Below are 11,466 nucleotides of genomic sequence, written 5' to 3'. Positions count from 1 at the left end.
TAGTGGATCGTAAATACCCCACAGGCCATCAATTCTTATTGATAAAAATATGGAGTGATCATCCCCAGCATAAATTTTCGTTTCGTTATTGAGCTGCTCCACCCTGTCAATTCCAAGGTTTGTGAGAGCGGTAGCAATCGCGGCTGCACCATCAGACTTAATATCACCAAAAGGATTTGAACGGCTCAGTAAAAGGGCTTTAAGTGCAGTTAACAGCTGATTTTGTTTTGTTGGATCAACGTTAATACCGGCAGCGGTCAGGACAGTAATAAGCTCCGACTGCGCATCTCTGACAGCCCCCTGCACGTTATTCAGATGCTCGGCATCAACAATGGTCCCCAGCTCACCCGTGAGCGGATTACCATCATGGAAAAGATTATCCGGCGTCTGCACCGGTGGCATTAAGGGCCGCATTATTCATTCTCCTGATATGCGAAGTAGCAAAATGTATGAGCTGGTTTGAGATCGCGGAAGACTTCTTCAATAACCGGATCACCAAAGGTAGTCAGACGCTCACCTGCAGCAGAACTGCCTGAGCGAAAGCGATAGGATTGTGTTCCTGAGTTCTGAATATTGACGCGCCAGACCCAGATAATGTCTTCAACCCAGAGGCGATCACCGGCGCGGTTAACTCCCGCCCTGAACGGTTGCGGTTCATCAATTGTGATGATGTAGCCAAGGTTACTGGCCAACTGAGTAAAGTACGGAATACTGAGGCCGCCGACCTCGGCCAGTTTAGCCAGAACACGCTGCTGGCGTTGCTGGTATGTGGCACCTTCAGCAGGAGTAAGGTCAAGAACGCGCTCCCAGTCAGATAAAAGGCTGCGGGCATAAAATGGAGTAACGCCACCTTCGACAAGCCCTGCAGACGCATCGAGAGTCTCAAAAACACCTGATTCAGATCGCAATGATGCATCAAGCAGAGGCTGGCCCGGACTGTACGAAACGAGTGGCAGCAGACGATTTAACAGCGTGAAGTAGCTCATAGCAGCTCTACCTCCACATTTCCTAATCTAAGCCATTCGACTTTCGTGGCATCGATTACAGGCTGAATATTTGCGGATGGTGTAACGATGTCATAGTCGGTAATACCATGAATGAGAGAAATCAATGTCCCCGCCTGGCTGCGAATAAAAGCCACTCCCGGCTCACGGCGCGAGTCATCGTCCTCCAGCGTTCCGGCGATAGCCTGTTTGGCAGCTGCGAGGGTGATGCCCTCCAGTGATACCTTCACGAGTACGTCAAATGTACGGATGACAGGCATGAGTACCAGCGTGTTTTTTGCTGTAACAGGCCGGACATCGTCAATGTGAGCCTGCGTCCTGTCGATCACATCCTGAGAAGGCAGCCCGCCTGCAGACGTAATAACAACATCAACAGTGCCCAGCCCCCGACGCAACGGATAAACATATGCTGCAGATACGCCGGATACTTCCAGTGCCCAGCGTTTGTAATCATATTTATTACCGCCTGCAGGAGGTCGGCGAATGATTTCAAGCAGACGGGCAAGCAGCTCCGCATCAGTTTCCTCATCCGTACCGCCAGTCATCAGACCGACGGTCACGGTGCTGTCAAACCCGTCAGGTGTAGTGGTCAGCGTTGCCGATGTGACTGAGGTGGTGTTACCCGCAGTCCCTGACAGTGATGACATGGCATTTACGGATGCTTTTCCATCCGGCCCGATAGTAATTTCTTCGGTTGTTGTCCATGAAACACTGTCGCGTTTGAACACAAGACTGGCGGCAGCTAAGGCTCCCGGTTCGCCGGTAAATGTAGCGGGCCCGGAGGCATTATTTGCTGCTTTTTTACTTAAACCACGTAAGCGGGCATGCAGATAGAGAAATTCAGAATCAGCTGTATCCGGGAATATCTGACGGACTATCCATCCCTGATGCTGATAAAGCCCTTCGGCAACGCTGGCCACACTTGACGCCCGGACATACCAGTCGCTGTCTGGCCCCAGCTTGTCATCTGACAACTGCAGGAGATTTTTGATATCCCGCAGAATGTCGGTGCGAATTTGCGCGGCATTTTTGGTAATGAATGGCATCAGCTGACCTTAACCGGAAATTTCCAGGTCTGCGGCGTTCCGCTCGCGGACGTGACGATGATATGAAGCAGCATCCAGCCTTTTTGCCAGTGCTCTGCAGTAATGGAAATAGACCGGGCGCGACCGTCATCAATAATCGGCTGCAGGGCCTGCTGCGAATACTGCACCGCGAGTTTCTGAACGCGGGACACATCCTTTTCGCGGCGCAGTGTATGTAAAAGAGAGCCCAGAGTTGGCTCAGCCCACCATGAGCCAAGGGGCGTCATCAGCCGTAAATAGACGGCATTCGCTAAAGAGTCTGAGCTGTCGCCGGTATAATCCCCGGTCGTTGGATCAATCAACATTTCCATGCCGTAATACTATCGGCATGGAAATTTAAATTATCGGTGAAGGGGTTCAGTGGGTATTGCTTTTGAAGGTGAACTTACGTTACCACAAATTACATTGGCTGATTAGGTTTCTGCGTTGTGCCTGCATCGCCGCCGTGGTTGTGGTCGTGACCGTCATAAGTCTCGCGCATGATGTTCAGTGTAGATTTACCGTCAGCAACTTCATTACTGCCTTTCAGCAATGGCGTATCAAAATCTGCCCGCTCTGAGGCTGTCGTTTTATACGTTCTGGTATTAACAATATGCTCTTCGGTATTCACGGTATGTTTTTTAGTATTAACAATATATTCATCACAGTTCACTTCAATAATTTTCCCGCGCTTCAGGATAATGTTGCTGCCTTCATCCGAATAAATGGCAAGCTCACCACTTTTCAGGCTCTTTAGCCTGTATGAAGCGTGTTCCGTGGCAATCACCACGCTATGACTGGTGCGCCCGTTAAGCGGGAGCATAATGGCTTTAGTCCCCCTGGGCGGGTTGGATGTAAAACCGTACTGCTGGAACATCTCCACATCCTGCAGGGACTCCGTAGCCAGACCTTTACCCTGAATGGTCTGAATATCACCGCCGCTGTTAACCCTTATCAAAACGCCCCTGAAGGCCTGTCTTATACGGTTTAACGCCGTGTTAATACGAGAATCAATTTTGTTCCACATCGATAATCTCCAGCTCTTTATTTACCTTGGCGCGGCGTTTACGTGATTTCCGTTTTTTCGGATAAGCGTCCGGTATCCATATTCCATCCTCTTTGAGACGCAGGGTGGTAATGGTGTTGTCTGGCCGTCCACCTGAAAACTCTCTTCCCATGAGGAAGTAAATGTCATCAATGCCGTGTGGCTCGCTTCGGACACGGATACGCTGGCCCGGTTGCCATAACTGACCGTTCTCCATGCGATGGCCTTTAACAATAGCTGTCAGATCAAACCCGTTAAGACGGGCGTCAGCCATGGCCTTTCTTGCGCGATAATCAACCTGCGCCTGGTTATCAGCATCACCGGCAACCATAATCTGCGGACGATAGAAAGGTACGGTACTGTCGCGAACGGTACTACGTAAGCCATGAAAGCCGTTCTCTGCAGAGCCGGTGCTGTCATAAATATCATCGGCATCATCGTCGTCTTCTGCGTCAGCGCTCTGGCCATCAACGTCAATAACATCGAGCTTCCCGGATTTTTTCCCCTGGCCGTGTCCCTGTGCCAGCATTGTCAATTCAGAGAACGCCCCGGTAATGGATGACCGGTCACTGAGATCGAGGACGTTGTTTCCCCTACCGTCACGATTAAGAATCAGCGTGGCCACAGGGTCTTTTGTGTAGTCCGGCCCACCAATAACCAGCGTGCCATCTGGCTCAAACCATGGCCATAAACCGCGTGCAGCAGCTGCACGCTCAAGCGTATCCCAGGCACGTTCTCCGGGTTCAACGCTGACCTTGTCATTACGCAGGGATGACTCAGCCTCAATGCGGATGTTCGTTACCCCCAGCGGCCTGACGACCTGGGCGATCACTTCTTCAAGACTGAGCTGGCGGGAGGTGAATACCGGCGAAGCGCAGTCAACAAGCACGGCAGCGCCATCGCGACCGGAAAGCGATAAAGAGACCTGCTGACGGGATACGCGGCGCTGAACCACATCCACCCGACCGGACATCACCACATCATTACCCACCCTGACCAGCACCGGCACACCTCGTTTAATGGCCGCCGGGAAAATACCGTCAGGAAGGCCTAGCGTTACACTCCAGGCATCGGAGGGGATAAGAAAATCGGAGTCAATCTGATAGCGGCTCCATGCACTGTGGATTTTGCCATCAATAACCAGGCTCACTGTATTCTGCGAATCTTTATCTTGAGTAGGCATTCAGAACGTCACCGGCTTTGATGTTGTTAGGATTACGTAGTGTCGGATTGAGACGCAACAACTCGGTGGCGCGGGTGTAGTCCTCGTACCACAGATGGGCCAGCAAATGCAGGTTGGTGTCGGCCAATATCACTCGCGTCGTCAGTGGCGGTCTGCTGGTAATAACCGCTGCGCCCAGCTCCTGAACGGTCAGGGCGATATCCTTGAGGCTTTCAACCACGGGTTGCCATGTCACGCCAGTCGGTGTTTCACCGGCGCTCACGTTTTGCGTATCGGCAGCAAAGGTGTCCCGCGTCTGGTCGATTGCCGTCTGAATGGCCGTCCTGGTGTCGTTGGTGATCTGCTCAATATCGACTGGAGACAGAATATCGCTGATGCTGCTGTCACTGAGTATGTCGGAAGCATCAAGCGCCAGCTGGATTGCAACCTGGATTTTTACCGCCGTTACCACCTCAGTAATATCCGAGGTTGATGAGCCTGCCGGAACAGCAACAGCAACCGTCTTTTGCCCGGTCACGATTTGCTGAGGTAATGCGGCCACCTCCTGCAGATTGTTACGGCCATTCTTCCAGTCGGCCATCACGATGCCCGCTGTACCGGAAACGTCTGAGGACTGTGAATAGCTTCCTGGGTTATTACTGACACTTGATTTGGACTGAAGCGACGTCAGGCTCAGCGCACTCTGCAGATCATTCATGAACGCTTTCGGATAATTAACAAAATCCGAGGTGGTACTGACAAATCCTGTCAGTTCCCCCTTAAGCATGGTCACCATATTCAGCGTCGTGGTTGCCAGCGATTTCGCTTTCTTCATCCACTTTTTCGCTGTACGCAGAGGCGAGAGAATATTGTCGATGGCCGTCTGGGCTTTCTCCAGAGCAGATTGCGCCTGGTTGAAAATGATATCGGCCTTCGACAGCGGGAAGTCACTGCCAAAGAAAGGCAGATTAAGTCCCCCCTGGATAAAGACCACCTCGACAACGCAGTAATCAACGTTCTCCGCTTCATGCGATGCCTGATACTCAATGCACTGCATGCCCGTCATGGAGCCGAAAACCGGGTGGATTAACTCCGCGCTACCGCGTGTATCCAGCGCGGCCAGAAACGCCTGCAGTCGCACTTCGTAATCGTCACCCCAGAAAAGGACCGTCATTCGCAGGTTACGAGGCTTGCGGCCAAGGTCATCAACATCGCCGCCGTCCACATAGGGATACTCATAGGTCGCAATGTCGCGGCTGGCGCTGTCACGGGTATTAACCACATCGAAGCGGACGCCCCTGAATGAGGCATCCTGTAATGAATCTTCCCAGCTCACTGCGGGCCTCCTGTTGAGCCGCGAACGGATTGTTCGCCGTTGTATTCATTAACAGCTGATGCTATTTCACGACCGTCCAGTATCAGCTTTGTGGTGAGGTTAATGGGTTGTGATTTTTGTTGCTGCTGAGGCAACAGATAAGACGGCACGCCTGTTGCTGCAGGTGTGTTTTGCCCTATAGTGGCAGGTGAACTCCACCAGGATTTGACCATTGAAAAGAGATCAACATCGAAAAGAGGTTTCTTGTTATTCTCTTTTTCCTGAAACTTTTGTCTAAAAAGCTCGCCAGTAGTGATCCCTTTTGATTTAGCTTCCTCGTCAGCAGAATCGAATTTATCCTGGGCAGACTCATAAATAATATTTGCCACATTTGCATATGAAGCCCATTTTCCTAACTGGCCTGGCAAATCACTACTTCCCCCCAAAAATTTGTCAAGGAAGCCTTCTTTATCGCCGCCGATTTCCTGAGCATTAGTTACATAAACAGGTACGGCATTGTTGCCAGAAGCACCTTCCGCGAGAATTTCAAGGGGATTTGAGCCTGCTGGCTTGCCCCCAGCACCTCCCCGTCCTGACATCCATTTTATCGCACCAAATACCGCCGCAGCCGCAGCCATTGCTTTAATTCCAATAGCTGCATCAGAAACAGCCCTGGTTAAACCAGGATATTCCTCTGCATACTTCAGTAATTTATCTGAAAGATATCCCAGGGAATCTGATAACGGCTTGACTGAATCCATCTCCTGAAAGTCTCTCTCGTTATCAAGTTGTCCCAGTTTGAATCCAGGTTGTTCCGACATTAACAAAAAACTAAGATCGCCAGCCGTTTTTCCATCTGATAAGTTACGTTGAGAATTAGCTTCTGAAATAACACCCTGCGTATAGGATTTGTTACCTCTGTATCCCAGGAGTGCAAGTAAAGCCTGTTGGTCTGCAATTATTTTTCCAATACCTGACCCTTCCAGTATTTTTGCTTGAGAGTTAATAATTTCTCTTTTTTCGTTTTCAGGCGCTATTTTAAGTTTTTCTTCTAGCCTTTTATAAGCAGGATTAGATGCAACAACCTTATCTACAATTTGGTTAAATGTTTCGAGAGGATTAACTCCTTTACCAACACCTTTGGCGAGACTACCTGAAAGATCGATTCCTCGACCACTCGGTAATTTTACTCTTGCGGCGGCATTAGCGGCATCCTGGCTATTTAATTTCAAGAGAAGATTATTAAGATTGTTACCTGCCTGGTCAGGAGAGCCAGCGGTAATGGCTGATGCCTGATTCCAACCCAATAACACTGCAAAGTCGTCCAGACCTTTCATACCAGCATTACCGGCGCTTGCAAGTTGTGATGGAAGCCACTTTGCCATATCCTTCAACTCAAATGAACCGTTTTGTCCGGCACTGATCGACATATTGAGTGCTTTATCAAGCTCTGTATCCTGAATTCCAAATGACTGTTTTAATTTAATTGCGATATTTGCAAGGTCAGCGGGAGCTGCTCCCGTTGCAGTTGAGTATTTTTGAATCAAAGGCAATATTGATTTCGCCGATTGCATGCTTACAGAGCCTGATGCAAGCATTGCATCCAGAGTCTCTGCTGCTGATTCTTTAGTCCCGCCACCAGTTTTAACTGAATGACGAATAAGGGAATCCATTTCATTCATACCAGTGCGCCGGCCCTCCAGGCCCTGATCTGCATAGGCTGTGTTAGCCATCATTGCCAGTCTCTGCTGGTAACTCATTTGATTCGAGACCGGACGGACCAGTGTAGCGCCTGCTGCCATGACCCCACCGGCTACAGCTGAGATAGTTGAGCCCGCAGTACCTAGTTTTTGCATTCGGCTCATACCTTCACCAACACCGTTCAATTCACTGCGCAAATTGCGCACTTTATCTTTCATGGCAGAGAAGGCTCTTGTCTGCTCATTAGCGGACAGTGCACCGGTACGAGATAAGCGGTTATAGGCGGCCATAGTCTGCTGTATTTCGCGCTGAATCTCTCGCTCTGAACGAATACCAAGGGTAGATCGCGCCGAACTGGCGCGACGGTATTCGTCCTGAAGAGAACGGGAGGAGCGAATCGCTGTGGCTGCGTTCTGCTGGCGGGATTTCGCCAGCTCATCATCGGTTTTTTGCGCCGCTTTGGTATCACGACTGATACCCTGCAGTGCCTGCTTAAGCACTTTGGAGCCGGTATCACGTGCCAGCAACTCCAGCGCCAGTTGTAAGTTACGCGCCATGGGTTATCTCCGTTTGCCGACTTTCTTCAGGCGTTGCGATTTGACCGTACGGGTTGTGCGGGTGGTAGTTTGCCCGGTTTTCTTTCCGTGTAACCGGGCAAGTGCTTCGGTGTAGCCGTCGAGTTCCGTTCGTGTCATGCTTCCGATTTGCTGCTCACTGATCCCGTATCGTCCGAGTGCGAGGACGAGGGTTCGGTAGCCGGTGAGTTTTTGTTCAAATCCATCCGCTTTTTTTTAACAGCGTTAATCTGAGCATCAATGATGTCAAAGTCATCATCATTCAACTCATCAAGGAGTAACTCTGGTGTTATGTCTTCCTTATTCAGTGAACCAAGTTCTTCAATTGCCTGTGCCATCAGCGCTACACGATAATACATCCCCGCCGAAGCCCCTTCGGTTGTTCCGCAAGCCTCATCCGTGAGACGCAGGGCTTCAATAGTGTCCCTGACAACAGGCAGCCTGACGGCAAAGTCAAAATGGACTTTATCACCGTATTTAACGCCATATAAAAGCTGCTGCTTTTCCATTTATTCCTCCACCCGACGAAGCGCATTCATGGTGATATCGCGCTTCGCTTCGTTGTCGACGGTATACTGAGCCCCGGCCTGAGTGCTGAAGCAGTCCAGGTAAGAAACACGTTTACCGCTGCTGTTGAGTGGATACTGGGTGATTTTCGCACCTTCAATACCGCCCCAGTTCAGGTCGCCGGATTCCGGGATGACCACCGTAACGGTCAGCTGGATCTCTTCGATGCCACGGGAGAAACCTTTGGCCCGGCCCGTTTTGTTCATCGTCTTCACAAGCTTTCGCCCGGTGGTCACATCTTCCTTGAGGTCGGTCACTTCAATTTCCTGGCCGTCGACTTCCATGACGATCGCGCCAACATATTCTTCAAGAGCCATTCTGGTTTACTCCTCAGAGCAGCAAATCAATTCGACCGGCAAAGACGTGCAGGCCATTCACAACATCCGCAGGAATGCGACCGTTCAGCTGGTTAACATCCTGCAGATCGCGCTCAACAATAAGACCGTCTTTGTTGGCATCCACCTCCTCGACAATCTCCAGCTCCTCCAGCTTGTAAAGCACATCAAGCAGTTCGCTGCGCACCTTCGGCGGCGTCCTTGAGCTGAGCTTATCGCGCGGGAATCGCAGAGCGATGCGTTCACGGCAGGCCTTGCGCACGTAGTCCAGCGTTCGGATGGTGGTGATATCCAGCAGCGCCACATCATCCACGCCCTGGGCGTTTTTGGTGTAGGTGCTGATAGCGCGAACGATCTGCACTTTGTCACCGGGGCCAATCTCAAACGGCGTAAGACCATTACGCAGGGCGTTCTCCTGCTCGGTTCGCCCTGGCTGACTTTCCACTGCAGTCACATCCAGCGTGCTCATCGCAAGGGTGTTCAGCGGGCGGGCCGGGTCTTCTTCACTGGCGATAACAGCGGCATAGGCAGCGGCAATCTGCGCCGGGGTTTTTACCGAACCGCTATGCCAGCCCAGCGTGATACGCCCGTCATTCAGTGAGGCGGCCAGTGCAATGCCTGTGGAAAGCGACTTGCGCCACCCACCCACACCGATTGCGCCGCGCTGCTCCATCGCATTGCTGACGTTTGTCAGATGGTTACGCAGCGCCGTCATCGCTTCCTGGGTGGAGAACGGGCAAACAATAATGTTATGACCTGCAGAGAACGCCGCTGCCAGCGCTGGCGTAATATCCGGATCAACATTACCGCCTGTAAGAGTGGTCGCCGCCGCTGTGATACCCGCTGCCGTCACGCCGGAAGAGACAATAATGTCGTTACCAACCGCCCCTTTATGGCGGCAGGTCAGGGTCACTTCCCCCGCGTTTGCCGTCGCTGTGACTGGCAACCCGTCTTTCTGGGTAATCAGTTCCGTCAACGCTGCCGCAATGGTCTCCGCCGTATCTGCAGCCGAAATGCCGACATCAATACGGGTACCATTAATGGTTACGCTCAGCTTCCCGCTGGATGACGCGGTGCCGGTCACGGTAACCTTGCCCGAAGCTGCTGTTGCAGTGGCCGCATCGCTGATGCCGACCATCTGCAGCTGCAGGTAGGGATAGGCACCGATAGCCGCTGTGGCCATCAGATGCGCCATTGAGCCACGGCCAAAGTACGTCGCGGCCTCTTCATCAGAGAAAACATTCTGAATGACAAGCGGCGCAGACGAACCGGAGGCCAGCATTGGCGCAATCATCAGCACCTTCTGGGTATTACCCGGCAGGGTACGAACGGCCAGACGGGTGTTGAACTCAAAATACTGTCCCGGTTTGCGGTTCGTACCGATAGTGTCAAAACTGATATTAGGACTGCTCACCGTTCACCTCCGTGCTGGCAACGTTATTTTTGCTTTTGGCGTTCTTGTCACTACTGGTGACAATAATCAGATCACCGGCCATTACCTGACGCTGGTAATAAGCGGTGTTCTCCACCTCAAGGGGTTCCGCATCGGTAATGTAGCGGCGCGCATTATCTTCGCGCGGCACGCTCAACCCACTGGCGGCTTTTACTTTAATTTTGCTCATGACTGATAATGTCCTCTGCTGCATTGTCTTTATCAGGCTGCTTAAGATCGTAACTGAGTCGGGTTTTCAGCCATGCCGGGTCATCGTCGGTGGTGGCACCACCATAAATCTGGAACATATGATCAACATGGCCTTCCGGCGCATCCGTCAGCGGGTAACGCCCGTTCTCCAGCGCTGACTCAATCCATTTCGTGTCGAACTCGCAGGCAAATACGGAAAATGCCTGAGACTCTATCTGGGTGTTGAAGAGCGTGCGCACGCGACCTGGGCTGAGCGGGTCGATTTTGATACCCGTATCCGCCATATCCTGACCGGACAGCAGACGACGAACGGCAGCAACAAGAATGTACGTACCGACCTCCTGTACGTGCGGCCCACCCATACGGGCCGCTTCTTCACTGCGCAGGCTGCGCTCGCCTACCACCACGACAAAGCGACCGTGAGTGACAAACCGTTGCCGTGCTGTGCTGTATGGCTCGGTTTTTTGCACCCCGCCGAACGTCACCCAGACGGCAGGCAGCTGGCGCAGTACCTCTGCAGGCTCGCCATCCAGCTCGCCACCGTAGGAGCGCACATTCTTCGCCATACGCCCCATACCTTTGCGAAGGCGCTCCACGATGGCTTTTTCAATATCCGTAATCACCATCAGAAACTTCCTCCGCCAGTCTGGTCACGCCCGAAGACGCGACCACCTGACACCATCCGCGCACCGGTTCCGCTTTTCACCACTTCACCTGTCGTCGTGCGGCCCAGATTGATTCGCCCGGATGCAACTTTTTCCAGGTAGCGAACGGTGTCTTCATACCGCTCGCGGATTTCTGCTGTCATCTGGGTCTCAGAGCCGCACAGAAGATAGCGGGCGATGTTGCAGCAGCGACCAACGAGAACACGGGGCTCATCAGCCCAGGGCACCGGATAGCGACCGCAGAGATATCCGTCGATTTCAGCGCTGGCCTGAACGAGTGCGCCGTTCAGCACATCATCGTCAATCTGCCCGGTGTAGTTGCGGTCGGTGAGCGACACGCATTCGCGCTCACCAAACGCCCTGACCATGTCCTCCCGGTTCGCGTACATGG

13 protein-coding genes and 1 pseudogene are annotated in these 11,466 nt (G+C 52.2%); all 14 read right to left on the bottom strand.

Going from position 1 to position 11,466, the window contains the following annotated elements; translation table 11 throughout:
* Positions 1-414 (bottom strand): annotated as a pseudogene (locus tag ACJBF3_RS12445) (hypothetical protein); the annotation flags it as partial.
* On the bottom strand, positions 414-986 hold the full coding sequence (locus ACJBF3_RS12440) for a YmfQ family protein (RefSeq protein ID WP_122008336.1): 573 nt from the start codon (positions 984-986) through the stop codon (positions 414-416). The gene ACJBF3_RS12440 and the pseudogene ACJBF3_RS12445, both read right to left, overlap by 1 nt.
* On the bottom strand, positions 983-2,050 hold the full coding sequence (locus ACJBF3_RS12435) for a baseplate J/gp47 family protein (RefSeq protein WP_406545114.1): 1,068 nt from the start codon (positions 2,048-2,050) through the stop codon (positions 983-985). The genes ACJBF3_RS12440 and ACJBF3_RS12435 overlap by 4 nt, the downstream gene beginning before the upstream one ends.
* Positions 2,050-2,400 (bottom strand): phage GP46 family protein, encoded by a 351-nt coding sequence (locus ACJBF3_RS12430; RefSeq protein WP_406545112.1) that lies wholly within the window; start codon positions 2,398-2,400, stop codon positions 2,050-2,052. The genes ACJBF3_RS12435 and ACJBF3_RS12430 overlap by 1 nt, the downstream gene beginning before the upstream one ends.
* 89 nt (positions 2,401-2,489) lie before the next feature.
* Complete coding sequence (locus tag ACJBF3_RS12425; protein WP_106105723.1) at positions 2,490-3,095, bottom strand: phage baseplate assembly protein V; 606 nt, start codon at positions 3,093-3,095, stop codon at positions 2,490-2,492.
* Positions 3,079-4,296, bottom strand: a complete 1,218-nt coding sequence (locus ACJBF3_RS12420; protein WP_310851761.1) for a phage baseplate assembly protein — start codon at positions 4,294-4,296, stop codon at positions 3,079-3,081. The genes ACJBF3_RS12425 and ACJBF3_RS12420 overlap by 17 nt, the downstream gene beginning before the upstream one ends.
* Positions 4,280-5,611 carry a DNA circularization protein gene (locus ACJBF3_RS12415; protein ID WP_125362558.1) on the bottom strand — a complete coding sequence of 444 codons (1,332 nt, stop codon included), beginning with the start codon at positions 5,609-5,611 and terminating at the stop codon, positions 4,280-4,282. Before ACJBF3_RS12415 ends, ACJBF3_RS12420 begins: the two co-directional genes overlap by 17 nt.
* Positions 5,608-7,848, bottom strand: coding sequence for a phage tail tape measure protein (locus ACJBF3_RS12410; protein WP_406545109.1), 2,241 nt, complete (start codon positions 7,846-7,848; stop codon positions 5,608-5,610). The genes ACJBF3_RS12415 and ACJBF3_RS12410 overlap by 4 nt, the downstream gene beginning before the upstream one ends.
* Positions 7,849-7,982: 134 nt before the next feature.
* Entirely contained in the window at positions 7,983-8,375 is a 393-nt protein-coding gene (locus ACJBF3_RS12405) for a hypothetical protein (protein WP_045261512.1), read from the bottom strand.
* A complete protein-coding gene (locus tag ACJBF3_RS12400; RefSeq protein WP_023311695.1) occupies positions 8,376-8,750 on the bottom strand; it encodes a hypothetical protein in 375 nt (124 codons plus the stop codon).
* A 13-nt stretch (positions 8,751-8,763) separates the two neighbouring features.
* Positions 8,764-10,182, bottom strand: coding sequence for a phage tail sheath subtilisin-like domain-containing protein (locus tag ACJBF3_RS12395; protein WP_045261513.1), 1,419 nt, complete (start codon positions 10,180-10,182; stop codon positions 8,764-8,766).
* Positions 10,169-10,390, bottom strand: coding sequence for a hypothetical protein (locus ACJBF3_RS12390; RefSeq protein ID WP_023311742.1), 222 nt, complete (start codon positions 10,388-10,390; stop codon positions 10,169-10,171). The genes ACJBF3_RS12395 and ACJBF3_RS12390 overlap by 14 nt, the downstream gene beginning before the upstream one ends.
* Positions 10,377-11,036, bottom strand: a complete 660-nt coding sequence (locus ACJBF3_RS12385) for a DUF1834 family protein (RefSeq protein WP_023311741.1) — start codon at positions 11,034-11,036, stop codon at positions 10,377-10,379. Before ACJBF3_RS12385 ends, ACJBF3_RS12390 begins: the two co-directional genes overlap by 14 nt.
* Positions 11,036-11,464, bottom strand: coding sequence for a gp436 family protein (locus ACJBF3_RS12380; protein ID WP_021567602.1), 429 nt, complete (start codon positions 11,462-11,464; stop codon positions 11,036-11,038). Before ACJBF3_RS12380 ends, ACJBF3_RS12385 begins: the two co-directional genes overlap by 1 nt.
* Positions 11,465-11,466: the final 2 nt, after the last annotated feature.

This window comes from Enterobacter sp. PP-008-ECC_S150 (genome assembly GCF_045257065.1).
GTDB lineage: Bacteria > Pseudomonadota > Gammaproteobacteria > Enterobacterales > Enterobacteriaceae > Enterobacter > Enterobacter chengduensis.
Note: the sequence above shows the minus strand (reverse complement) of the source record. Positions and strands in the feature narration are given on the sequence as shown.